At 40.3% G+C, this 25,584-nt stretch carries 16 protein-coding genes and 1 pseudogene; all 17 read left to right on the forward strand.

Annotation, left to right across the window (positions count from 1 at the left end):
• The 17 genes and pseudogenes from PCY09_RS04965 (at position 1) to PCY09_RS05045 (ending at position 25,570) form a co-directional block, all read left to right on the forward strand.
• Positions 1-1,257: a DNA recombination protein RmuC gene (locus PCY09_RS04965; protein WP_061601633.1), complete on the forward strand. Its 1,257-nt coding sequence runs from the start codon at positions 1-3 to the stop codon at positions 1,255-1,257.
• On the forward strand, positions 1,247-2,188 hold the full coding sequence (locus PCY09_RS04970; RefSeq protein WP_008808222.1) for a 3'-5' exoribonuclease YhaM family protein: 942 nt from the start codon (positions 1,247-1,249) through the stop codon (positions 2,186-2,188). The genes PCY09_RS04965 and PCY09_RS04970 overlap by 11 nt, the downstream gene beginning before the upstream one ends.
• Before the next feature lie 96 nt (positions 2,189-2,284).
• Positions 2,285-3,100, forward strand: coding sequence for a pur operon repressor (purR, locus tag PCY09_RS04975; protein ID WP_045634573.1), 816 nt, complete (start codon positions 2,285-2,287; stop codon positions 3,098-3,100).
• A 14-nt stretch (positions 3,101-3,114) separates the two neighbouring features.
• The gene (locus PCY09_RS04980; protein ID WP_061601632.1) at positions 3,115-3,654 is read left to right on the forward strand and encodes a hypothetical protein; all 540 of its coding nucleotides are present in this window, start codon (positions 3,115-3,117) and stop codon (positions 3,652-3,654) included.
• Between the two features lie 244 nt (positions 3,655-3,898).
• The gene (gene rpsL, locus PCY09_RS04985) at positions 3,899-4,312 is read left to right on the forward strand and encodes a 30S ribosomal protein S12 (protein ID WP_008808225.1); all 414 of its coding nucleotides are present in this window, start codon (positions 3,899-3,901) and stop codon (positions 4,310-4,312) included.
• Positions 4,313-4,331: 19 nt separating this feature from the next.
• Positions 4,332-4,802, forward strand: a complete 471-nt coding sequence (rpsG, locus tag PCY09_RS04990) for a 30S ribosomal protein S7 (RefSeq protein ID WP_008808226.1) — start codon at positions 4,332-4,334, stop codon at positions 4,800-4,802.
• A 417-nt stretch (positions 4,803-5,219) separates the two neighbouring features.
• Positions 5,220-7,301, forward strand: coding sequence for an elongation factor G (fusA, locus tag PCY09_RS04995; RefSeq protein ID WP_045634430.1), 2,082 nt, complete (start codon positions 5,220-5,222; stop codon positions 7,299-7,301).
• A gap of 232 nt (positions 7,302-7,533) precedes the next feature.
• Positions 7,534-8,544: a type I glyceraldehyde-3-phosphate dehydrogenase gene (gap, locus tag PCY09_RS05000; protein ID WP_045505322.1), complete on the forward strand. Its 1,011-nt coding sequence runs from the start codon at positions 7,534-7,536 to the stop codon at positions 8,542-8,544.
• A 244-nt stretch (positions 8,545-8,788) separates the two neighbouring features.
• Positions 8,789-13,537 carry a bacterial Ig-like domain-containing protein gene (locus PCY09_RS05005; RefSeq protein WP_125396796.1) on the forward strand — a complete coding sequence of 1,583 codons (4,749 nt, stop codon included), beginning with the start codon at positions 8,789-8,791 and terminating at the stop codon, positions 13,535-13,537.
• Between the two features lie 286 nt (positions 13,538-13,823).
• Entirely contained in the window at positions 13,824-15,023 is a 1,200-nt protein-coding gene (gene pgk / locus PCY09_RS05010) for a phosphoglycerate kinase (protein WP_011999746.1), read from the forward strand.
• A 182-nt stretch (positions 15,024-15,205) separates the two neighbouring features.
• Entirely contained in the window at positions 15,206-19,942 is a 4,737-nt protein-coding gene (locus tag PCY09_RS05015) for an antigen I/II family LPXTG-anchored adhesin (RefSeq protein WP_125413796.1), read from the forward strand.
• Positions 19,943-20,190: 248 nt separating this feature from the next.
• On the forward strand, positions 20,191-20,841 hold the full coding sequence (locus PCY09_RS05020) for a CHAP domain-containing protein (protein ID WP_008808232.1): 651 nt from the start codon (positions 20,191-20,193) through the stop codon (positions 20,839-20,841).
• A gap of 142 nt (positions 20,842-20,983) precedes the next feature.
• On the forward strand, positions 20,984-21,514 hold the full coding sequence (locus tag PCY09_RS05025; RefSeq protein WP_008808233.1) for an aromatic acid exporter family protein: 531 nt from the start codon (positions 20,984-20,986) through the stop codon (positions 21,512-21,514).
• Positions 21,515-21,802: 288 nt separating this feature from the next.
• Positions 21,803-22,168, forward strand: coding sequence for a MerR family transcriptional regulator (locus tag PCY09_RS05030; RefSeq protein WP_008808234.1), 366 nt, complete (start codon positions 21,803-21,805; stop codon positions 22,166-22,168).
• A gap of 29 nt (positions 22,169-22,197) precedes the next feature.
• Entirely contained in the window at positions 22,198-23,544 is a 1,347-nt protein-coding gene (glnA, locus tag PCY09_RS05035; RefSeq protein ID WP_060553174.1) for a type I glutamate--ammonia ligase, read from the forward strand.
• A gap of 53 nt (positions 23,545-23,597) precedes the next feature.
• Positions 23,598-24,001: pseudogene (locus PCY09_RS05040) on the forward strand (GNAT family N-acetyltransferase).
• A 234-nt stretch (positions 24,002-24,235) separates the two neighbouring features.
• Positions 24,236-25,570, forward strand: a complete 1,335-nt coding sequence (locus tag PCY09_RS05045) for an Nramp family divalent metal transporter (protein ID WP_002896638.1) — start codon at positions 24,236-24,238, stop codon at positions 25,568-25,570.
• Positions 25,571-25,584 lie beyond the last annotated feature (14 nt).

The raw sequence follows: 25,584 nt of genomic DNA on the forward strand, positions 1-25,584 counted from the left end.
ATGGAGATACTTATCATCATTTTGCTGGTAGCCAATCTTCTTTTGACTTTCTTGCTTTGTCAAAGCCAAACACAGCAAAAGAAGGATGTTCAAGAAATCTTGGAAGCGCAAGCTGACCATTTATCAGATCAGCTTGATTATCGTTTGGAGCAGGAAAGACAAAATTCCTTGCTTCAACAAAAAAATCTAGAGATAGGCTTGGGAGATCGTTTTAGTTCTCTACACACAAGTTTGCATCGGGATTTGACAGATTTACGGGCAGAAATCAGTGATAATTTGACAAAGAATCGCGATAAGACAGATGAACGCATGAAACAGATTCAAGAGTCTAATGAATTACGTCTAGAGCAAATGAGACAGACAGTAGAAGAAAAATTGGAAAAGACTCTTCAGACTCGGCTTCAAACCTCTTTCGAGTCTGTTTCTAAGCAATTGGAATCAGTCAACCGCGGTCTAGGTGAAATGCAGCATATTGCGCGCGATGTTGGAACCCTTAATAAGGTCCTTTCAAATACTAAAACTCGTGGTATTATGGGCGAGTTGCAGCTGGGTCAGATTATCGAAGATATTTTGACTCCAAGTCAGTACGAGCGGGAGTTTGCTACTGTTTCAGGCTCTAGTGAAAGAGTTGAGTATGCAGTCAAGTTGCCTGGGCAAACTGATCAAGACTATGTTTATCTACCGATTGATTCGAAATTTCCTTTGGCTGATTACTATCGCTTGGAAGACGCTTATGAATCTGGTAATAAAGAAGAGATTGAACTCTATCGCAAGGCCCTGCTAAATAGTGTTAAACGCTTTGCAAAAGACATTCGCAGCAAGTATTTAGCACCTCCTGCTACAACCAACTTTGGGATTATGTTTTTACCGACAGAGGGTCTCTATTCAGAAGTTGTTCGCAATCCAGAATTTTTTGACAACCTTCGTAGAGAAGAGCAGATTGTAGTTGCTGGACCATCGACTTTATCAGCCCTACTCAACTCACTATCCGTTGGATTCAAAACTCTGAACATTCAAAAGAGTGCGGATGACATCAGCAAGGTTTTGGGAAGCGTCAAACTAGAATTTAATAAATTCGCAGGTATTTTGGTTAAGGCGCAGAAGCATTTGCAGCACGCTTCGGGGAATATTGATGATTTGCTGACGCGCAGAACAAATGCCATTGAGCGAACCTTACGCCAGATTGAATTGTCAGATGAAGATTTGCATATAGACCTGCTTGATGTGCCAGAAGAAAGGGAAGATCATGAAAATTAACCAAATGAAAAAAGATGAATTTTTTGAAGGGTTTTACTTGATTAAATCCGCTGAAGTTCGACAGACGAGGGCAGGGAAGGATTATATCGCCTTTACTTTTCAAGATGATAGTGGAGAGATCGAAGGGAAACTCTGGGATGCCCAGCCCCATAACGTAGCTGAATATACAGCTGGAAAAGTTGTCCATATGCAAGGTCGCCGAGAAGTCTACAATAATACTCCTCAGGTTAATCAGTTAGTTCTACGTCTTCCTAGAGCAGGTGAGCCTAACGATCCAGCTGACTTTAAAGAAAAACCTCCAGTGGATCCGAAGGATTTACGAGATTATTTGGCTCAGATGATTTTCAAGATTGAAAATCCGGTTTGGCAACGTGTTGTCCGAGCTTTATATAGCAAGTATGACAAGGAATTCTATTCTTATCCTGCGGCCAAGACCAATCATCACGCTTTTGAATCTGGCTTAGCCTTTCACACGGCAACTATGGTTCGCTTGGCTGATGCGATTGGTGATATCTACCCTCAGCTCAACAAAAGTTTGCTCTTTGCTGGAATTATGTTGCACGATTTAGCAAAAGTAATCGAACTAAGTGGTCCTGATGACACCGAGTACACAGTTCGTGGCAACTTAATTGGCCACATTGCTTTAATTGACGAAGAAATTACAAAAGTTCTTCTAGAATTGAAGATTGACGACAGTAAGGAAGATGTGATTGTCTTACGTCATGTCATATTGAGTCACCATGGTTTGCTTGAATATGGAAGTCCAGTTCGTCCAAGGATTATGGAGGCGGAGATTCTTCATATGATTGATAACTTGGATGCGGAAATGATGATGATGACAGGAGCTCTGGCCAAGGTAGGGGAAGGAGAAATGACCAGTCGTATTTTTGCTATGGACAATCGTTCCTTCTATAAACCCAATTTAGACTAAAGAAAAAACGAAAAATGAGCATTATATTTGAAATAATGTTCGTTTTTTTTGATAGAGTATGTTATAATGAAGAAAAATAACAAGAACGGTGAAAATATGAAACTAAGAAGAAGTGACAGAATGGTGGTAATTTCAAACTATCTTTTAAACCACCCTTATGAACTGACTAGTCTGAATACTTTTGCTGAAAAGTATGAATCAGCTAAATCCTCTATTTCAGAAGATATTGTCATCATCAAACGCGCTTTTGAAGAGATCGAGATTGGATCTATTGAAACAATTACTGGAGCGGGAGGAGGAGTCATCTTTACCCCTTCTATTTCTGATAGAGAGTCTAGAGAAATTGTGGAAGGACTGCGAGATCAATTGTCAGAAAGTAGCCGCATTTTACCAGGTGGCTATATCTACCTATCAGATCTCTTGAGCACGCCATCTATTTTAAATAGTATTGGGCGGATTATCGCCAAAGCTTTTCGCGATCAAAAAATCGATGCTGTCATGACAGTAGCTACTAAGGGAGTTCCTCTTGCTAATGCCGTGGCCAATACATTAAATGTTCCTTTTGTGATTGTCCGTCGTGATTTAAAAATTACAGAAGGTTCAACTGTTAGCGTTAACTATGTTTCTGGTTCCAGCGATCGGATCGAAAAGATGTTTTTATCAAAGCGTAGCTTGAAAGCAGGTAGCCGAGTTTTGATAGTGGACGACTTCCTTAAGGGAGGCGGTACAATCAATGGGATGATTAGCTTGCTTGCTGAATTCGAATCGGAGTTAGCAGGTGTAGCTGTTTTTGCGGATAACGCCCAGGAAAAGAGAGAACATCTGTCTTATAAATCTTTATTGAAAGTGACCAATATCGATGTAAAAGAAAATAAAATCGATGTTGAAGTCGGAAATATTTTTGATAAATAAGCAGGAAAAGGATTATGAGAAGTATATTTGAGAAATTTGACCGAATTCCAATTTGGGTTCGTATAGGAGTTTTATTACTATTAATAGTGATTTTGATTACTGGCTTGTTTTTTATAAAGCCAAACTACAAAACAAGTCACCAGTCCTCAACAGTTGCTTCATACAGCCGTACGTCTAGTTCCAAAGTTGATTCGTCTAATGAAAAATCTTCTTCAAATCCAGATAAAGCGAAAGCTTTGGATACACAAAGTCTTGCTAATGCAGAAACTCTTGTGAAGGAATTAGAAGCTGAGCAGACCGAAGAAAACGTGGCACTTGCACAGGCTGCAGTTGACAAGGTGAAGAATCTAGATGCTAAGGCTAAGTTACAGGATAGGATTCAGGCAGTTAAAGATACCATAGCTGCAAACCGAGCTGCAAATGCTACGCAACCACAAATTCAACAGCAACCAGTCTATCAAGCACCGACAATCCAAACTCCAGCAGTATCTTCAACAGTTGATACTCAAACACAAAATGAAGAAGCCCCTTCTGCTAACACAACTACACAATAAGAGAAGTTCCTAAGAGCTTCTCTTATTTGTATTAGTTCAAGATTCACAAAGTAAAAAGAGCAAAAAATGAAGAAATCTATTGACTCGCCAACTGGCCCGTGTTATAATGATAGACGGTACTTTTTACTTTTGGTCTCTCAAAAGTGTACAGAGACGTGCTGACAAATGTTGCAAAAGTACACACAGATGGTAGCTGTCACCAAGTGTACCATCACCAAAATTAAAAAAATACAGGAGAATGTAGATGCCTACAATTAACCAATTGGTTCGCAAACCGCGTAAATCAAAAGTAGAAAAATCTAAATCACCAGCATTGAACGTTGGTTACAATAGTTTGAAACGTGTTCCAACTAACGAAAGTGCACCTCAAAAACGTGGTGTAGCGACTCGTGTCGGAACTATGACGCCTAAAAAACCTAACTCTGCCCTTCGTAAATTTGCTCGTGTACGTTTGAGTAACTTGATCGAAGTAACTGCTTATATCCCAGGTATCGGACACAACTTGCAAGAGCACAGTGTTGTGCTTCTTCGTGGTGGACGTGTAAAAGACCTTCCAGGGGTACGTTACCACATCGTTCGTGGTGCACTTGATACAGCAGGTGTTACTGATCGTAAACAAGGCCGTTCTAAATACGGTACTAAAAAACCAAAAGCATAAGGAAAGGGGATAAAGAGAAATGAGTCGTAAAAACCGTGCGCCTAAGCGCGAAGTATTGCCAGATCCGCTTTACAATTCAAAATTAGTTACTCGTCTTATCAACCGCGTTATGCTTGATGGAAAACGTGGTACAGCAGCTTCAATCGTTTATGGAGCATTCGAGCAAATCAAAGAAGCGACTGGAACTGATGCACTTGAAGTATTTGAAACAGCGATGGAAAACATCATGCCTGTTCTTGAAGTACGTGCTCGCCGTGTTGGTGGATCTAACTACCAAGTACCGGTTGAAGTTCGTCCAGAACGTCGTACAACATTGGGACTTCGTTGGTTGGTAACAATCGCTCGCCTTCGTGGTGAACACACAATGCAAGACCGTCTTGCAAAAGAAATCATGGATGCTGCTAACAACACTGGTGCAGCTGTTAAGAAACGCGAAGATACTCACCGTATGGCTGAAGCCAACCGTGCCTTCGCACACTTCCGTTGGTAAGATAGGATGCGAAAGCGTCAATAAAGTCCCAGAGAAAATAGGGAATCGAAGCAGGTTGCGATTGCAACCAATGAGATTCATCTTTTTCTCTAGACTTTTAGCTTGAGTTCAACTAGATCATGATACTAGGAACGGTAAGGATGCAAAGTGAGAATAGGCAATTGACGCAGTATTCGATGGATACAAGGAAGTTTATCTTTTTCACACAGCATCCCGTTCCAGCTCAAATAGGCTAACTTGAGCTTTTAGCCCGAGTTCAATTGAGCTAGGTCAGCTCTTAGCTATAATTCAACTTATCTACAAGTTGAAACCAACAAAATCAGATAAACATTGAGAACGGGTAGGTCCTGCCTATCCGTTTTTGCTAAATAATGTTATAATAAACTGTAAAATAAATTAATAGGAGAAAATAACCTCATGGCACGCGAATTTTCACTTGAAAAAACACGTAATATCGGTATCATGGCTCACGTCGATGCTGGTAAAACAACTACAACTGAGCGTATCCTTTACTACACTGGTAAAATTCACAAAATCGGTGAAACTCACGAAGGTGCGTCACAAATGGACTGGATGGAGCAAGAGCAAGAACGTGGTATCACAATCACATCTGCTGCGACAACAGCTCAATGGAACAACCACCGCGTAAACATCATCGACACACCAGGACACGTGGACTTCACAATCGAAGTACAACGTTCTCTTCGTGTATTGGATGGTGCGGTTACCGTTCTTGACTCACAATCAGGTGTTGAGCCTCAAACAGAAACAGTTTGGCGCCAAGCTACTGAATACGGAGTTCCTCGTATTGTATTTGCTAACAAAATGGACAAAATCGGTGCTGACTTCCTTTACTCAGTAAGCACTCTTCATGACCGTCTTCAAGCAAACGCTCACCCAATTCAATTGCCAATCGGTGCTGAGGATGACTTCCGTGGTATCATTGACTTGATCAAGATGAAAGCTGAAATCTATACTAACGACCTTGGTACAGATATTTTGGAAGAAGATATTCCTGCTGAATACCTTGAACAAGCACAAGAATACCGTGAAAAATTGGTGGAAGCAGTTGCGGAAACTGATGAAGACTTGATGATGAAATACCTTGAAGGTGAAGAAATCACTAACGAAGAATTGAAAGCTGGTATCCGTAAAGCAACTATCAATGTTGAGTTCTTCCCAGTATTGTGTGGTTCAGCCTTCAAGAACAAGGGTGTTCAATTGATGCTTGATGCAGTTATCGATTACTTGCCAAGCCCACTTGATATCCCAGCAATCAAAGGTATCAACCCAGATACAGATGAAGAAGAAACTCGTCCAGCATCTGATGAAGAGCCATTTGCAGCTCTTGCCTTCAAGATCATGACTGACCCATTCGTAGGTCGTTTGACATTCTTCCGTGTGTACTCAGGTGTCCTTCAATCTGGTTCTTACGTATTGAACACTTCTAAAGGTAAACGTGAACGTATCGGACGTATCCTTCAAATGCACGCTAACAGTCGTCAAGAAATTGAAACAGTATATTCTGGTGATATCGCTGCTGCCGTAGGTTTGAAAGATACTACTACTGGTGACTCATTGACAGATGAAAAAGCTAAAATCATCCTTGAGTCTATCAACGTTCCAGAACCAGTTATCCAATTGATGGTTGAGCCTAAGTCTAAGGCTGACCAAGACAAGATGGGTATTGCCCTTCAAAAATTGGCTGAAGAAGATCCAACTTTCCGTGTTGAAACAAACGTTGAAACTGGTGAAACAGTTATCTCTGGTATGGGTGAGCTTCACTTGGATGTCCTTGTTGACCGTATGCGTCGTGAGTTCAAGGTTGAAGCAAACGTAGGTGCTCCTCAAGTATCTTACCGTGAAACTTTCCGCGCTCCTACTCAAGCTCGTGGATTCTTCAAACGCCAATCTGGTGGTAAAGGTCAATTCGGTGACGTTTGGATCGAATTTACTCCAAATGAAGAAGGTAAAGGATTCGAGTTTGAAAATGCTATCGTCGGTGGTGTGGTTCCACGTGAATTCATCCCCGCGGTAGAAAAAGGTTTGATTGAGTCAATGGCTAATGGTGTCCTTGCTGGTTACCCAATCGTTGACGTGAAAGCTAAACTTTACGATGGTTCATATCACGATGTCGACTCATCTGAAACAGCCTTCAAGGTTGCGGCTTCACTTGCATTGAAAGAAGCTGCCAAGACTGCACAACCAGCTATCCTTGAACCAATGATGTTGGTAACAATCACTGTTCCTGAAGAAAACCTTGGTGACGTTATGGGTCACGTAACAGCTCGTCGTGGACGTGTTGATGGTATGGAGGCTCATGGTAACAGCCAAATCGTTCGTGCCTATGTACCACTTGCTGAAATGTTCGGTTATGCAACAGTTCTTCGTTCTGCATCACAAGGACGTGGTACTTTCATGATGGTATTTGACCACTACGAAGATGTACCTAAGTCAGTACAAGAAGAAATTATCAAAAAACATAAAGGTGAAGCATAATAGCTCTGCCTGAGCACCCCTTGAGGGTGCTTTTTTCTTTCCAAAAAAGCTATCTGAAAATATCCTTGAAAAAGATTTGAAAGAATGAACAAGTTTCTCTTACAATGATGAAATCAGTTGCATTTTATATCAAATAGGTATATAATAATAATGTTGAAAAGTGATTTGTAGCAACTCAAGTTACTCTTTTCACATAAAATATTTATTGATTTTCATAAGGAGGAAATCACGAATGGTAGTTAAAGTTGGTATTAACGGTTTCGGTCGTATCGGTCGTCTTGCATTCCGTCGTATCCAAAACGTAGAAGGTGTTGAAGTTACTCGCATCAACGACCTTACAGATCCTGTAATGCTTGCACATCTGTTGAAATATGACACAACTCAAGGTCGTTTCGACGGTACTGTTGAAGTAAAAGAAGGTGGATTCGAAGTTAACGGTAAATTCGTTAAAGTTTCTGCTGAACGTGACCCAGAAAACATTGACTGGGCTAACGACGGTGTAGAAATCGTTCTTGAAGCAACTGGTTTCTTTGCTACTAAAGCAGCTGCTGAAAAACACTTGCATGCTGGTGGTGCTAAGAAAGTTGTTATCACTGCTCCTGGTGGATCAGATGTTAAAACAGTCGTATTTAACACTAACCACGATATTCTTGATGGTACTGAAACAGTTATCTCAGGTGCTTCATGTACTACAAACTGCTTGGCTCCAATGGCTAAAGCTCTTCAAGATAACTTCGGTGTTGTTGAAGGATTGATGACTACTATCCACGCTTACACTGGTGACCAAATGATCCTTGACGGTCCACACCGTAAAGGTGACCTTCGTCGTGCACGCGCTGGTGCTGCTAACATCGTTCCTAACTCAACTGGTGCTGCTAAAGCAATCGGTTTGGTTATCCCTGAATTGAACGGTAAATTGGACGGAGCTGCACAACGCGTTCCTACTCCAACTGGATCAGTAACTGAATTGGTAGTTGTTCTTGAAAAGAACGTTACTGTTGATGAAGTAAATGCAGCTATGAAAGCTGTTGCTAACGAATCATACGGTTACACTGAAGATCCAATCGTTTCTTCAGACGTTGTAGGTATGTCTTACGGTTCATTGTTTGACGCAACTCAAACTAAAGTTCTTGACGTTGACGGTAAACAATTGGTTAAAGTTGTTTCATGGTATGACAACGAAATGTCTTACACTGCACAACTTGTACGTACTCTTGAATACTTCGCGAAAATCGCTAAATAATTCATAGTATAGAAAAAGAGAGCTTAGCTCTCTTTTTTTGTACTTTTTTTAGAGATTTAAGCCCTATTTATAGGATGGGATAGAAAGGATTGACAATGAAAGTAAGCAAAGGGTAGAATGGTTTTGAATGAAGTTTTCTTTTTTAAAGAGAAATGTAAGCGATTACTTTAAAAGGGAGTGGTGTTAGTATTTAGAATTGGATAGTCGCAAAACTAAGAAAAGAAGAGAAGGAGTCAAGGTAAACATGGAATTTTATAAAAAGCAAAAATTTAGCATCAGAAAGTTAAGCTTGGGAGTTTGTTCTGTTTTAGTAGGGATAGCTCTTTTTGGAGTGGCAAATGTTTCGGCAGAAGAGAAGCTTACAGACTTGTCCCAAGCTAGTGATGTGGCTTTAGTCAATGCAGATGCCCCGAAGGAAGAGGCGTCAGAGGAAGCACAAGGGAAAGCTGCTTCAGAGGAGGCAAGTCAAGCAGCACAGCCAGATACAGAAAATCAAGCAGTTGTTGAAGATAAAAAACCAGTAGTAGAGAGTCAAGATATAGCAACTGTCGCAGAGAAAGAGGAAAAACCTGCAACTAAGGAAGCAAAAGTCGTAGAGGATCTACCAAGTCAAGAAGAGAAAAAACTAAAGCCAAAAGAAGTTAAGTTTGATACTTGGCAAGATTTGCTAAATTGGAAACCTGGGGCTCGAGAAGATGATGAGATTAACCGTGCTAGCGTGCCTTTGGCTGAACGTTATCAAGGGCATCAAATCAATCAGCAAGCAAATCCAGAGGCTAAGGTTCAGGCCTTGTCTAATATGAACTCTAAAGCACTTGACCATGCTTCTGTTGGCGGTGAGGAATTTAAGGCCTATGCCTTCGATTATTGGCAATATTTACACTCGATGGTTTTCTGGGATGGGTTAGTTCCTACTTCAGATGTCATTGATGCTGCGCATAGAAATGGCGTTCCTATCTATGGTACCCTCTTTTTTAATTGGTCTTCCAGCGCTAAGGATCAGGAACGATTTGCAGAAGCCTTAAAAGAAGATTCTGAAGGTTCAAAGACCTTTCCTATTGCTCGTAAATTAGTTGAGCTTGCCAAGTATTATGGTTATGATGGCTATTTTATTAACCAAGAAACAACTGGTAGTCAGGTAGAGCCTTTAGGACCTAAAATGCGTGACTTCTTGCTCTATACAAAAGAGTATGCACGTTCTTTGAATTACCCGATTAAATATTCTTGGTATGATGCCATGACCTACGAATATGGTCGTTATCATGAAAATGCCCTTGGAGAATATAATTATCAGTTTATGCAGCCTAAAGATGGTGAAAATCCAGTCGATACTTTCTTTGCTAACTTTAACTGGGGTAAAGCAGAGACAGATTATTCAATCAGTACTGCAAAATGGATTAAACGCAATCCTTACGATGTTTTGGCTGGGATAGAGTTACAAAAGGGCGGTTCTTACAAGACCAATGTGGACTGGGATGCCATTCTAGATGAAAATGGGAAACTCCGTCTTTCTCTAGGTCTGTATGCACCTGATACTATCACTGGTCTTGGTAAAACAGGTGAGGGCTACCATACTCATGAAAATTATTTCTGGACAGGTTTCCAAGGTGATCCTAGTAAGGGGAAACCAGCTGACCAATCTTGGTATGGTATGTCAAACTTGGTAGTTGATAAAACAGCTATCACTAAACCTGATTTTAATACTTCCTTTAATACTGGTCACGGGAAACGTTGGTTTGTAGATGGAAAAGTTTCTAAAGATGGAGAATGGAACTATCGTTCGGTATCCGGCTTCTTGCCGACTTGGCGTTGGTGGATTCAGCACTCGGAAGGTAGTGCACCTCTGAAGGGGCGCTATGATTTTGATGAAGCCTATAACGGTGGAAATTCACTAGCTTTTGAGGGAAACTTGGATGCAAATAGCAGCCAGAATGTTATGCTTTATTCAACTAAGATTCCAGTTAGTGATAAGACCAAACTTAGCCTAACGCATAAAGGTGGTCAAGGAACGAGTGCTTGGGTTGCTCTTGCGACCAAACCAGATTATTCTGAGTACGAATGGAAAGAACTCAAAACTAGCAAAGACTGGAAGACAGAGACCTTTGACTTATCTTCTCTAGCTGGTAAAACGATTTATGGGGTTAAAATGTTCTTTGACCACGACAGTGATGTCAAAGATTATAAGTTTAATCTAGGACAATTATCCATCTATGCTAACCAAGAGAAACCAGCTGCGCCAAAGGATGTCGTTGTAAAAGCTAAACGTCTTCAAAATGCTCAGGAAGCCGAAGCCTTGCTACAGTTTAAGGGAAGTGCAGATGCAGATTATTATGAAATCTATGAAAAGGATGGTGATCAATGGCGTCTAGTAACTGGAACTTCTGGCACATCAGCTTATTTGGCTAAAGTGACTCGTTCAGCTAGTGCCAAGGGTAGTAAGCAAGAGCTAAAAGTCGTTGCGGTAGGAAAGAACGGTCTTCGTTCAGATGCAGGGACGGTTGACTTTGATTGGGGCATGCAAGTTTCCGATACTTCTTTACCAAAACCTTTAGCGCCGAATGTAGTTTTAGGAGCCAAAGTGACCGCTTCAAGCTTCCCTGATGCAGATGGAAGCGAAGGTATTGAAGGCATGCTGAATGGTACTATTACCAGTCTGTCAGATAAATGGTCCTCTGCCCAACTAAGCGGAACGGTAGACATTCGCTTGACTCAGCCACGCACGGTAACCCGCTGGGTTATGGAACATGCTGGAGCTGGCGGAGAGTCTGTTGATGATGGTAAGATGAATACGCGAGACTTTGATCTATATTACAAGGATGAAGCTGGCGAATGGAAATTAGCCAAGGCTGTCCGGGGCAATAAGGACCATGTGTCAGATATTGTATTAGATAAGCCAATTCGAGCACAAGACTGGCGCTTAGATGTCATTACAGCTGATAACGGGACTCCATGGCGGGCAATTCGGATTTATAACTGGAAGATGTATGAAAGCCTAGATACTGAGACAGTTAATATTCCGATGAAAAATGCTGCTGCACGTGTTCTTGGAAATGGACATGTCCAAGTAGGCTTCAAAGATGTGCCAGCTAAGACGACAGTATCCCTCTATGATAGCAGCGATGCGACAAAACCGATTGCAACTATGACAGCTGATAAGGACGGTAATCTCATCTTTAAACCTCTTGCTTTTGCTAAACTGCCTAGCTTACTATATTATCGCTCACAAGTTGCAGGTAAGGATATTAGTAATGTGCTAGCTATTGAAGTACCTAAAGAAGATAAAGAAATATCTAAAGTCGAACTTGAAACAGCACCTGAAAGAAAGGTTTATCGTCAAGGAGATGCTCTATCTCTGAAGGGTGGTACCATTCGTGTCAGCTTTAAAGGGGGAGAAGCGGATCAGTTGATTCAGCTATCAAATAGCGGGGTTGAAGTAACTGGCTATGATCCTTCTAAATTAGGAGAGCAGCATTTACAAGTATCTTATCTGGGCCAAAAACTGGATCAATCACTGACAGTTTATGTTGTCAGTCATAGCGAAGCAGGAGAGAAGACACCTGTGGGACTTGAATTGATTGAAAAACCTAAAACAGACTACATTGTTGGTGAAAGTCTTGAGACCCAAGGGGGACGTTTCCGTCTAGTTTTTGATGATGAAACAACTGAAGAACATGCTTTAGATGAAGCAGGTGTCCAAGTTATAGGATATGATGCTCACAAAGAAGGACGCCAAACAATTTCGATTAGTTATCGTGGTGTGACGACAACTTATGATGTGTTTGTATCGCCAAAACCAGCTCTAAATGATGAATATTTGAAGCAAAAATTGGCAGAAGCCACTGCTGTGCAAAATAAGGTTGATTTCAGCTTTGCAAGTCAGGAAAACAAAGATGCCTTGCTCAAGGAAATCGCAAGTGCAGAGCAAATCCTGAAAGACCATGATACAAGTACACAAGGACAGGTTGACGAAAGTCTGTCTAAACTGACTCAAGCATTTAAGGCTTTGGATGGCCGAAAGAATTTTGCAACCAAAACTTCTGAATTGGATACTTTGGCAACAGAAGCTCAAGACTTGCTTGCACAAAAGCCAAATCATCCTTCTGGAGATGCTTTACTCAATTTATTGAATAAAAATAAAGATCTATTGGCCTCTTCAGAAGTAACCCCAGAAGCGCTTGAAACAGCCAAAACTTCTCTTCAAGCGTTGATTGCTCTACTTAAAGAAGACAAACCGACTGTCTTTGTAGATTCAGCTACAGGAGTTGAAGTTCAATTTTCAAATAAGGAAACCACTCCAGTTAAAGGCTTGAAAGTCGGAGTTGTTGAGGCTAATGCTGCGGAAAAAGAAGCCTTTGCAGGTAGACTTGGTAAGGTATATGACATAGAGGGAGTAGATAAAGAGGGACGAGATATTGATACCCAGCATGCTTCTCTCGTTAAAATACCAGTAGAAGCTGGCAAGGAAGTTGAACAAGTTCTCTTCTTCCCAGATAATCAACCAGTCCAATCTTTAGCCTTTGAGCAAGTAGGCAATGAGGTTATCTTCACGGCGCCTCACTTTACTCACTATGCTCTTGTCTACAAGACACCAAAAGCAAGTGAGCCTGACCAGCCACTCAAGCCTGATCAACCATCTGAACCTGATAAGCCTACTGTTCCAAGTAATGATAATTCTAAACCGCTTCATCCTCAGTTACCAGGTGATGGTCGTTTGAGTCCAGTTCAACCGAATGCAAATTCAACTGTTGAGCATCTAAACTATCAGGAAATGGATAGAGGATCTGCAAATTATCAAAGTCAGAACTTAGCAAATTCATCTTCTCAATCAGCCAAGGAAGAAGTTAATTCTCTGGATGTTAAAAAAGAAAATACTGTAACGTCTGCAAGCAACTTACCTAATACAGCTAGCCAAGAAGCATCATTTGTAGCAGAGTCAATCCTTTTGGCGGCTCTCGGTGGCCTTCTCCTAGCAGGTAAGAAAAAAGAAGATTAAGAAATCAATGTAATTAGATGTAAAGGAAAAAGGCGTTTGTAAAAAGACTGCTAACCTGACTAAATTATCGAACCTCCCGTAAACTGCATATGGGAGGTTTGGTTGTTTTAGATGAGGAGCTTTTAAGGTATAAAAACAACTTATTACGGTTTAAGTGTGAATGAATTGACTACTTTGCTGATGAAACGGATATAATTAAGCAGGGGAAATGATTGGATTTTGCTACCTCTTTTACATCTTTTGTGATATAATTATCATGTATTAAAAATAGAAGGAGTCATATCCAATGGCAAAATTGACTGTAAAAGACGTTGACTTGAAAGGGAAAAAAGTTCTCGTTCGTGTTGACTTTAACGTTCCTGTAAAAGATGGCGTGATCACAAATGACAACCGTATCACTGCAGCTCTTCCAACTATCAAGTACATCCTTGAACAAGGTGGACGTGCAATCCTCTTCTCTCACCTTGGACGTGTAAAAGAAGAAGCAGACAAAGAAGGTAAATCACTTGCTCCTGTAGCTGCTGACTTGGCTGCTAAATTGGGTCAAGACGTTAAGTTTATCCCAGGTGTAACTCGTGGTGCTGAATTGGAAGCAGCAATCAATGCTCTTGAAGATGGACAAGTTCTCTTGGTTGAAAACACTCGTTTTGAAGATGTTGACGGCAAGAAAGAATCTAAAAACGATCCTGAACTTGGTAAATACTGGGCATCACTTGGAGATGGTATCTTCGTAAACGATGCATTTGGTACAGCACACCGTGCACACGCATCTAACGTAGGTATCTCAGCAAACGTTGAAAAAGCTGTTGCTGGTTTCCTTCTTGAAAATGAAATTGCCTACATCCAAGAAGCAGTTGAAGCTCCAGAACGTCCATTCGTGGCTATCCTTGGTGGTTCAAAAGTATCTGACAAGATCGGTGTTATCGAAAACTTGCTTGAAAAAGCTGATAAAGTTCTTATCGGTGGTGGGATGACTTACACATTCTACAAAGCTCAAGGTATCGAAATCGGTAACTCACTTGTAGAAGAAGACAAATTGGATGTCGCTAAAGCTCTTCTTGAAAAAGCAAACGGTAAATTGATCTTGCCAGTTGACTCAAAAGAAGCAAACGCATTTGCTGACTACACTGAAGTGAAAGATACTGAAGGTGAAGCAGTGGATCCAGGTTTCCTTGGTTTGGATATCGGTCCTAAATCTATCGCTAAATTTGATGAAGCTTTGACTGGTGCGAAGACTGTTGTTTGGAACGGACCTATGGGTGTATTTGAAAATCCTGACTTCCAAGCTGGTACAATCGGTGTCATGGACGCTATCGTGAAACAACCAGGCGTTAAATCAATCATCGGTGGTGGTGACTCAGCTGCTGCAGCTATCAACCTTGGCCGTGCAGACAAATTCTCTTGGATCTCTACTGGTGGTGGTGCTTCAATGGAACTTCTTGAAGGTAAGGTTCTACCAGGTCTTGCAGCACTTACAGAGAAATAAGATATCATAAAAAGATGGCTTTTAGCCATCTTTTTATCTAATATTCTGACCTGATTTTGTGGATAAAAGGCTTTCATCTATTCTTTAGAAAAAAAGTAGGTAAATTAGTTGCATACAGTCTGTAAAACTGCTATTATTAGACTGATGTATAAAACTAATTATGCTTAAAGGAAAGGTTTGAAATGAACAAAAGAAAAGAAGTTTTTGGTTTTCGTAAAAGTAAAGTCGCTAAGACTTTATGTGGAGCTGTCTTAGGGGCAGCTTTGATTGCTATTGCAGATCAGCAAGTTTTGGCTGATGAAGTTACAGAAACAAATAGTACAGCAAATGTAGCAGTCACTACAACTGGGAATCCAGCTACTAATCTGCCTGAAGCACAGGGAGAAGCAACTGAAGCAGCAAGCCAAAGTCAAGCACAGGCTGGTTCTAAAGATGGTGCTCTGCCAGTAGAAGTATCTGCTGATGATTTAAATAAAGCAGTGACGGATGCCAAAGCAGCAGGTGTCAATGTTGTACAAGATCAAACAAGCGATAAAGGTACAGCCACAACTGCCGCAGAAAATGCGCAAAAGCAAGCTGAAATCAAGAGTGATTACGCTAAACAAGCAGAAGAAATAAAGAAAACAACTGAAGCTTATAAAAAAGAAGTAGAGGCTCATCAGGCTGAAACAGATAAAATCAATGCTGAAAACAAAGCTGCTGAAGATAAGTATCAAGAAGATTTGAAAGCTCATCAAGCTGAAGTTGAAAAAATCAACAATGCTAATGCGACAGCAAAGGCAGAATATGAAGCGAAGCTAGCTCAATATCAAAAAGATTTAGCCGCTGTTCAAAAAGCTAATGAAGACAGTCAGCTTGATTATCAAAATAAGCTTTCAGCTTACCAAGCAGAATTGGCTCGTGTTCAAAAAGCGAATGCTGAAGCTAAAGAAGCTTATGAAAAAGCAGTAAAGGAAAATACTGCTAAAAATGCTGCACTCCAAGCTGAAAATGAAGCGATTAAGCAACGCAATGAAACTGCCAAAGCAAACTATGACGCAGCGATGAAGCAGTATGAAGCAGATCTTGCAGCTATTAAAAAAGCTAAGGAAGATAATGATGCTGACTACCAAGCAAAATTAGCAGCTTACCAAGCGGAGTTGGCACGTGTTCAAAAGGCAAATGCTGATGCTAAAGCAGCCTATGAAAAAGCTGTTGAAGAAAACACAGCTAAAAATACAGCCATTCAAGCTGAAAATGAAGCCATTAAGCAACGGAATGCCGCAGCTAAAGCGACTTATGAAGCAGCATTGAAGCAATATGAAGCAGATTTGGCAGCAGTAAAGAAAGCCAACGAAGACAGTGAAGCAGACTATCAAGCTAAGCTAGCCGAATATCAGACGGAATTGGCTCGTGTTCAAAAGGCAAATGCGGATGCTAAAGCAGCTTATGAGAAGGCCGTTGAAGACAACAAGGCAAAAAATGCAGCGCTCCAAGCTGAAAACGAAGAAATCAAGCAACGTAATGCCGCAGCTAAAACTGACTATGAAGCAAAATTAGCTAAATATGAAGCTGATCTTGCCAAATATAAGAAAGAGTTGGCTGAGTATCCGGCTAAGTTGAAGGCTTATGAAGATGAACAGGCCAAAATTAAAGCTGCCCTTGCAGAACTTGAAAATCATAAAAACGAAGATGGTAACTTGTCAGAGCCGTCTGCTCAAAATTTAGTTTATGATTCAGAGCCAAATGCACAGTTATCATTGACAACTAATGGAAAAATGCTGAAAGCTTCTGCAGTTGATGAGGCCTTTAGTCATGATACAGCTCAATATTCTAAAAAGATTCTTCAGCCTGATAACCTTAATGTTAGTTACCTTCAACAAGCCGATGATGTGACTTCTTCCATGGAACTTTACGGCAATTTCGGGGATAAGGCTGGTTGGACAACCACTGTCGGCAATGACACAGTGGTAAAATTTGCATCTGTCCTCTTGGAACGCGGTCAAAGCGTGACAGCTACCTATACAAATCTTGAAAAATCTTACTATAATGGTAAAAAGATTTCTAAGGTCGTCTTCAAGTATACACTTGATTCCGATTCAAAATTCAAAAATGTTGACAAGGCTTGGTTAGGTATCTTTACCGATCCAACTCTAGGTGTCTTTGCCTCTGCTTATAATGGTGTACCTGAAAAGAACACGTCCATTTTTATTAAAAATGAATTTACCTTCTATGATGAAGATGGGAAACCGATTGATTTTGACAATGCTCTTCTATCTGTTGCTTCCCTCAACCGAGAACATAACTCCATTGAGATGGCTAAAGACTATACTGGAACTTTCGTTAAGATTTCAGGTTCTTCTATTGGAGAAAAAGATGGCAAGATTTACGCAACTGATACTCTCAATTTTAGGAAAGATCAGGGTGGTGCCCGCTGGACTATGTATAAACGGGGCGGCGAAGAAGGATCAGGTTGGGACAGTTCTGATGCACCTAACTCTTGGTATGGAGCTGGTGCCATCCGTATGTCTGGTCCAAACAATAGCGTAACAGTAGGGGCTATCTCTGCTACTCTAGTAATGCCTGAATCTCAAATGCCAGTTGTTTCTGGAAAAGATAATACGGAAGCTAAAAGACCAAATATTTGGTATTCACTAAACGGTAAGATTCGTGCGGTCAATGTGCCTAGGGTTACCAAGGAAAAACCAACTCCACCAGTAGCGCCAACTGAACCACAAGCTCCTACTTATGAAGTGGAAAAACCATTGGAGCCAGCACCGGTAGCACCGACATATGAAAATGAGCCAACTCCACCAGTTAAGACTCCAGACCAACCGGAGCCGTCAAAACCGGAAGAGCCAACATATGAGACAGAGAAGCCATTGGAGCCAGCACCAGTAGCACCAACATATGAAAATGAGCCAACTCCACCGGTTAAGACTCCAGATCAACCGGAACCGTCAAAACCGGAAGAGCCAACATATGAGACAGAGAAACCATTGGAGCCAGCACCAGTAGTACCAACATATGAAAATGAGCCAACTCCGCCAGTTAAGACTCCAGATCAACCGGAGCCGTCAAAACCGGAAGAGCCAACATATGATCCATTGCCAACTCCACCGCTAGCACCAACTCCTAAGCAGTTGCCGACTCCACCAGTTGTACCGACAGTTCATTTCCACTATAGCAGTTTATTAGCTCAGCCTCAGATTAATAAAGAAATTAAGAATGAGGATGGTGTAGATATTGATCGGACATTGGTTGCTAAACAGTCAATTGTTAAGTTTGAATTGAAAACTGAAGCGTTGACAGCTGGACGTCCAAAAACTACTTCATTTGTATTGGTAGATCCGCTACCAACTGGTTATAAGTTTGACTTGGATGCAACTAAGGCTGCAAGTACAGGCTTTGATACAACTTATGATGAAGCCAGTCATACTGTAACCTTTAAGGCGACTGATGAGACATTGGCAACATACAATGCTGACTTAACTAAACCTGTTGAGACTCTTCATCCAACGGTTGTTGGTCGAGTATTGAACGATGGGGCAACTTATACGAATAACTTCACTTTGACAGTCAATGATGCTTATGGTATTAAGTCAAATGTTGTTCGTGTAACGACTCCTGGTAAACCAAATGATCCTGATAATCCAAATAACAACTATATTAAGCCAACGAAAGTAAATAAGAATAAAGAAGGCCTTAATATCGATGGAAAAGAAGTTTTAGCTGGTTCAACCAACTACTACGAATTAACATGGGATTTGGATCAATATAAAGGTGATAAATCTTCTAAGGAAGCAATCCAAAACGGCTTCTACTACGTAGATGATTATCCAGAGGAAGCTTTAGATGTTCGCCCTGATTTGGTTAAGGTTGCAGATGAAAAAGGAAATCAAGTATCAGGTGTCAGCGTTCAACAATATGACAGTCTAGAAGCTGCTCCTAAGAAAGTTCAAGACTTGTTGAAGAAAGCTAACATTACTGTTAAGGGTGCTTTCCAACTCTTCTCTGCTGATAATCCAGAAGAATTTTACAAGCAATACGTAGCAACTGGAACATCACTAGTCATTACAGATCCGATGACTGTTAAGTCTGAATTTGGTAAGACAGGTGGTAAGTATGAAAACAAGGCCTATCAAATTGATTTTGGAAATGGCTATGCTACAGAAGTAGTGGTTAACAACGTACCGAAAATCACACCGAAAAAAGACGTAACAGTGAGTCTAGATCCAACTAGTGAAAATCTGGATGGTCAAACAATTCAATTGTATCAAACATTTAACTATCGTCTGATTGGTGGCCTCATTCCACAAAATCATTCAGAGGAATTAGAAGATTACAGCTTTGTGGATGATTATGACCAAGCTGGTGATCAGTATACTGGTAATTACAAGACATTCAGCTCTCTGAACTTGACAATGAAAGATGGTTCAGTGATTAAGGCAGGTACAGATCTAACGTCTCAAACAACTGCTGAAACAGATGCTACAAATGGTATTGTAACTGTTCGTTTCAAGGAAGACTTCTTACAAAAGATTAGTTTGGATTCACCATTCCAAGCTGAAACCTACCTTCAAATGCGCAGAATTGCTATTGGAACATTTGAAAATACTTATGTAAATACTGTTAATAAGGTTGCTTATGCATCTAACACAGTACGTACAACAACTCCAATACCAAGAACACCAGACAAACCGACACCAATTCCAACGCCAAAACCAAAGGATCCTGACAAACCTGAGACACCAAAAGAACCAAAAGTTCCTAGTCCAAAAGTTGAAGATCCTTCAGCACCAATTCCTGTTTCTGTTGGTAAAGAATTAACTACACTTCCAAAAACAGGAACAAATGATGCGACTTATATGCCTTACTTAGGCTTGGCTGCCCTTGTTGGTTTCTTAGGATTAGGTCTAGCAAAGCGCAAAGAAGATTAATCAAATAGCTTGAACTTATTTCATCTTTGCTGTTTCTGTCAGCTATTCTGAGTTGGTAATTTAGGACTCTATAGATTTTAAGGCTGGAACCCAGTGTTCCGGCCTTATTTCTTTTTTACTTTTCTATATAATTTATGTATCAGAAATATATAGAATTTGTAATCATTTCAAAATATTGGGATAAGATAACTGACATCTAAATAAGGTATGATTATGCTAACATCAAATTTTGCGGAGAAAATCATTTTATGAAAAAAATATTTATTAAAACAGCTCTTGTGGTTGCTTCTACAGCTCTTTCAGCTATAGCTGGTCTTCAAGTTGCACATGCAGATTCTTATGTTGTACAACAAGGTGATTCTTTCTTTGGAATTGCTAGTGCTCACGGAATGAGCCCTTATGATCTAGCTGCGAAAAATGGCAAATCTATTTTTGATACAATCAACCCAGGTGATGTTTTGGAAGTGGACGGCGCTACTTCTACTTATGCAAATTCAGGTTATGGTGTGAGCAGTAATGCGGATTTGGTATCTGATGTAGATGATGTTGTTTTAAATACCCCGACTGACTATGGTAACTCTTATCCAATCGGACAATGTACTTGGGGCGTTAAGGAATTAGCTCCTTGGGCAAGCAACTGGTGGGGGAATGCCAATACTTGGGCTATCAATGCCAGCAATCAAGGTTATGTTACTGGTACAGTTCCGACAGTAGGCGCAATCGCTGTTTGGGACGGAGGAGAGTATGGTCACGTTGCTTATGTTACAGACGTTCAGAGCGACGGTACAATCCAAGTGCTAGAAGCTAATTACAATCGTCAAAAGCAAATTGATAATTATCGCGGTTATTTTAACCCCAATGAATTTTTGGGAAATGTAACGTATATCTATCCAAACTAATTTGATTGAAGATTTAGAGCTTGCTCTAGATCTTTTTTATTTTGATATAGAGGGTGAGAATGAGAGGACGTTGCAAATAAGAAGGCTTTTTGTTGGAAAATATGTTAGAATGAAAGTAATTTGATTTGAAAGAGGGTCAGGAATGAACTATTTTAGCAAGTACAAGTTTGATAAATCGAAATTCAAATTAGGAATGCGGACTTTTAAGACAGGGTTGGCGGTTTTTATCATTCTCTTGATGTTTAGTCTATTTGGCTGGGGTGGCCTGCAGATAGGAGCTTTGACAGCCGTTTTTAGCTTGCGGGAAGATTTTGATAAGAGCGTGCATTTTGGTACTTCTCGTATCTTAGGAAATAGCATCGGTGGCTTTTATGCCTTGATTTTTTTCCTCATCAATAAGGTTTTTCAAGATCAGCTCTGGGTCACCTTGCTTTTTGTTCCGATTTGTACCATGCTAACGATTATGACCAATGTTGCCATGAACAATAAAGCAGGGGTAATTGGTGGTGTATCAGCTCTCTTGATTATTACACTGTCGGTTTCTGAAGGGGATACGATTGTTTACGTATTTGCCCGGATTTTTGAGACATTTCTTGGTGTATTCGTTGCCATGTTAGTAAATTATGACATTAATCGCCTGCGTTCTTTTTTTAGAAAAGAGAAAAGCAAATAAATATGTCAGAAAAAGTAACATTCCTTCTTGACAGGATAAATCTTTAGGAATATAATAGTGGTAATCTTGGCTAGTGGAGAGTGAAGTTTTTGCTTCATTTGCTGATATTGGTCATACAAGTAAGGAGTTGAATTCCAACTAAAAACTTAGAAAGAATGATTAGAATTTCTTTTTATCCGAAAAGAAGAGTGATTTTTTCTACTATCACATGCTCGCACTAAAGCAGGCTTGCTAGTTTGTTTTTCTTTTAGTTTTTAGAATTTTCATATCTTACGAAAGGAGGATGTAATGAAAGAAAAAGAACTGCGTCGTAATTTAGCAGTTTTCCCAATCGGCAGCGTTATGAAATTAACAGACTTAACGGCTCGGCAGATTCGCTATTATGAGGATCAGCAGCTGATTACACCTGAGCGAACAGAAGGGAATCGTCGTATGTATTCCCTAAATGACATGGATCGCTTGCTGGAAATAAAAGACTATATTTCTGAAGGCTATAATATTGCTGCAATCAAGCGTAAGTATGCTGAACGTGAAGCAATGGCCAAAAAACCAGTGAGCGCAAAAGACGTTCGACGTGCACTACACAACGACATTGTGCAACAGAGTAGATTTGCATCCTCTGTGCCGACATTTGGTCAATTAAAACGACCATAACTATTGTTTTATTCCATAAGGAGATCACCATGCCTATTACAGTTGCTGATATCAAGCGCGAAGTTAAAGAAAAAAATGTTACCTTTATCCGTCTTATGTTTTCAGATATTTTGGGAACAATGAAAAATGTGGAAATCCCTGCAACAGATGAACAGTTAGACAAAGTATTATCTAACAAAGCTATGTTTGACGGTTCTTCTATTGAAGGTTTTGTTCGGATTAACGAATCGGATATGTATCTATATCCAGATTTGGACACTTGGACTGTTTTCCCTTGGGGAGATGAAAATGGTAGCGTTGCAGGATTAATTTGTGATGTCTATACGACAGAAGGTCTTCCTTTCCAGGGAGATCCGCGTAGCAACTTAAAACGCGCCCTCAAGCACATGGAGGAGCTGGGCTTTAAATCCTTTAATCTTGGACCAGAGCCAGAATTCTTCCTCTTTAAGTTGGATGAAAATGGAGATCCTACTTTAGAGGTGAATGATAAAGGAGGTTATTTTGATTTAGCTCCGACAGACTTAGCTGATAATACTCGCCGAGAGATTGTCAATATTTTGACAAGTATGGGATTTGAAGTTGAGGCTAGTCACCATGAAGTAGCTGTTGGTCAACACGAAATTGATTTTAAATATGATGAAGTTCTACGTGCATGTGATAAAATCCAGCTCTTTAAACTAGTTGTTAAGACCATAGCTCGTAAGCATGGCTTGTATGCTACTTTTATGGCCAAACCTAAGTTTGGTATTGCTGGTTCAGGTATGCACTGTAATATGTCTCTATTTAATCAAGATGGGACAAATGCCTTTTTTGATCCTGAGGATCCAAGAGGTATGCAATTGTCGGATACAGCCTACTATTTCTTGGGTGGCTTGATCAAACACGCCTACAACTATACAGCTATTATGAATCCAACCGTCAACTCTTATAAGCGTTTGGTTCCTGGCTACGAAGCACCAGTTTATATCGCTTGGGCAGGGCAAAATCGTTCTCCTTTGGTTCGTGTGCCAGCATCTCGCGGTATGGGAACTCGCTTGGAATTGCGTTCTGTAGACCCTATGGCTAACCCTTATATTGCTATGGCTGTTCTTCTTGAAGTGGGTCTTCACGGAATTGAAAATAAGATTCAGGCACCAGCTCCTGTTGAAGAGAACATTTATGTTATGTCAGCAGAAGAACGAAAGGAAGCTGGTATTACAGACCTTCCTTCAACTTTACACAATGCTATCAAGGCTCTAACTGAGGATGAAGTCGTCAAGGATGCCCTTGGAAACCACATCTATACTAGCTTTGTAGAGGCTAAACGTATCGAGTGGGCTAGCTACGCAACCTTTGTTTCGCAATGGGAAATTGATAACTATTTAGATCTATACTAATGATAGAGCAGGTGGCCTGAAAGTCTCCTGCTTTTTCGTGGAGGAGAAGTAAGATGGAAAAATTTGATGATTTTATTAAGCGGGTTTTTGATGAGCAATATGAAGTCTGCTTTGGTTCAGATATGCTTGAAAAACTAGAGCCCAGAGATTATTATCTGACGCGGAAGGAGGATGATCGATTAATTGCCTTGCTCCATGCCCAACAGGTGCTGGAAAATATTCATATAAAAGCTTTGGTAGTGGATAAAGCGAACCAAAAAAAGGCTTGGGAGCATCTCTATTGACAGAACTAGAAGAAAAGGCTGCAGAAGCAGGAGCAACTAGTATTACCTTATCCACCAAATCCTATCAGGCCAAGGATTTTTACCTCAAACAAGGTTATGAAATCTACGCCAGTCTAGCAGATGTCCCACAAAAGGGCATTACCAAATATCATTTGATTAAGAGATTAGGCTGAGCTTGTTTCAAATAGATGGAAGTCAATTGCCAAACACCATTAAAGTTTACAAAAAACGCTGGCTTTTACAATACTGATATTGCCTATTTCAACTATCATTTCTTTTCTTAGGAATCATTACAAAATGTGATATAATAAGGGTGAATTGGAAATAGGTAAACTATTTTCATCATTCTTTCAAAAAATATTATATTAAGAAATATGTAAAGACAGATTAGAAAGTGGGAAATCCCTATGTCCTCTTATGAAAAAGTCTCTCTTTCTGAGATCAATCAATCTATTGAGACTCCAAATAACAATCATTTTTGGCAAAATCTAAAAGCATTCTTAGGACCTGGTGCACTTGTGGCAGTTGGCTACATGGATCCAGGAAACTGGATCACCAGCGTGGTTGGTGGTGCCTCCTACAAGTACAGTCTTTTATTTGTTATTTTGATTTCATCCATCATTGCTATGCAGTTACAACAGATGGCTGGAAAGCTCGGTATCGTGACTAGGATGGACCTAGCGCAGGCAACAGCTCATCATGCTCCCAAGTGGCTTCGCTATAGTTTGTGGGTGATTTTAGAATTGGCTTTAATGGCGACAGACTTGGCTGAGGTTCTAGGTTCAGCGATTGCCTTAAATCTTTTGTTTAAAATACCGATTATGATTGCTATCCTTCTAACCGTTTTAGATGTATTTTTATTACTTTTATTGATGAAATTTGGTTTCAAAAAAATTGAAGCTATTGTTACGACCCTTATTTTAACCATATTAGCCATCTTTACCTATCTTGTGGCCTTATCCAATCCAAGTATCCAAGGGATTATTGGTGGTTATTTACCAACTTCAACTTTATTTGAAACACCGTTACCAGGTCATGAAAGTCAATTGACCTTGGCTCTAGGGATTGTAGGTGCGACAGTCATGCCCCATAATCTCTATCTTCATTCCTCTCTATCCCAGACAAGGAAAATAAATCACAAAGATAAGAAGGATGTTCGAAAAGCAGTGCGCTTTATGACCTGGGATTCAAATCTTCAGTTGTCTCTAGCCTTTATTGTAAATTCCTTGCTTCTCATTTTAGGTGCCTCCCTCTTTTTTGGTCATGCATCTGAAATTTCAGCTTTCTCCCAAATGTACAATGCTTTACAGGATTCGACGATAGCAGGAGCGATAGCTAGCTCAATTCTGTCAACTTTGTTTGCTTTAGCCCTCTTAGCAAGTGGCCAGAATTCGACCATTACAGGTACCTTGACAGGACAGATTGTCATGGAAGGTTTCTTACATCTAAGATTGCCTCAGTGGCTTATCCGTATCGGTACACGTATTTTTGCCTTGCTACCTGTGATTATAGTCGCCGTTTTGTTTGGGCATCAAGAAAAAACCTTGGATCAGTTATTGGTCTATTCACAGGTCTTTCTTTCAATCGCTCTTCCGTTTTCAATTTTCCCCTTGATTTATCTAACCTCTAAGAAGTCACTGATGGGAGAATTTACTAATGCCAAGTGGAACACAATCCTAGGTTACGCAGTTTCCATTATCTTAACCATTCTCAATATCAAACTTCTTTTCGATATTTTTTAGAGTGGTTTTGAAGT

This window comes from Streptococcus sp. SG2, assembly GCF_030439925.1.
Lineage (GTDB): Bacteria > Bacillota > Bacilli > Lactobacillales > Streptococcaceae > Streptococcus > Streptococcus gordonii.

Excerpts from the sequence above, each read along its gene's own strand:
- PCY09_RS04970 (WP_008808222.1), top strand. The coding sequence starts at position 1,247 with ATGAAAATTAACCAAATGAAAAAAGATGAATTTTTTGAAGGGTTTTAC.
- PCY09_RS04965 (WP_061601633.1), top strand. The coding sequence starts at position 1 with ATGGAGATACTTATCATCATTTTGCTGGTAGCCAATCTTCTTTTGACT.
- PCY09_RS05025 (WP_008808233.1), top strand. The coding sequence starts at position 20,984 with ATGAACTATTTTAGCAAGTACAAGTTTGATAAATCGAAATTCAAATTA.
- PCY09_RS05045 (WP_002896638.1), top strand. The coding sequence starts at position 24,236 with ATGTCCTCTTATGAAAAAGTCTCTCTTTCTGAGATCAATCAATCTATT.
- rpsL (WP_008808225.1), top strand. The coding sequence starts at position 3,899 with ATGCCTACAATTAACCAATTGGTTCGCAAACCGCGTAAATCAAAAGTA.
- pgk (WP_011999746.1), top strand. The coding sequence starts at position 13,824 with ATGGCAAAATTGACTGTAAAAGACGTTGACTTGAAAGGGAAAAAAGTT.
- PCY09_RS05030 (WP_008808234.1), top strand. The coding sequence starts at position 21,803 with ATGAAAGAAAAAGAACTGCGTCGTAATTTAGCAGTTTTCCCAATCGGC.
- PCY09_RS05020 (WP_008808232.1), top strand. The coding sequence starts at position 20,191 with ATGAAAAAAATATTTATTAAAACAGCTCTTGTGGTTGCTTCTACAGCT.
- fusA (WP_045634430.1), top strand. The coding sequence starts at position 5,220 with ATGGCACGCGAATTTTCACTTGAAAAAACACGTAATATCGGTATCATG.
- glnA (WP_060553174.1), top strand. The coding sequence starts at position 22,198 with ATGCCTATTACAGTTGCTGATATCAAGCGCGAAGTTAAAGAAAAAAAT.
- rpsG (WP_008808226.1), top strand. The coding sequence starts at position 4,332 with ATGAGTCGTAAAAACCGTGCGCCTAAGCGCGAAGTATTGCCAGATCCG.
- gap (WP_045505322.1), top strand. The coding sequence starts at position 7,534 with ATGGTAGTTAAAGTTGGTATTAACGGTTTCGGTCGTATCGGTCGTCTT.
- purR (WP_045634573.1), top strand. The coding sequence starts at position 2,285 with ATGAAACTAAGAAGAAGTGACAGAATGGTGGTAATTTCAAACTATCTT.
- PCY09_RS04980 (WP_061601632.1), top strand. The coding sequence starts at position 3,115 with ATGAGAAGTATATTTGAGAAATTTGACCGAATTCCAATTTGGGTTCGT.
- PCY09_RS05015 (WP_125413796.1), top strand. The coding sequence starts at position 15,206 with ATGAACAAAAGAAAAGAAGTTTTTGGTTTTCGTAAAAGTAAAGTCGCT.
- PCY09_RS05005 (WP_125396796.1), top strand. The coding sequence starts at position 8,789 with ATGGAATTTTATAAAAAGCAAAAATTTAGCATCAGAAAGTTAAGCTTG.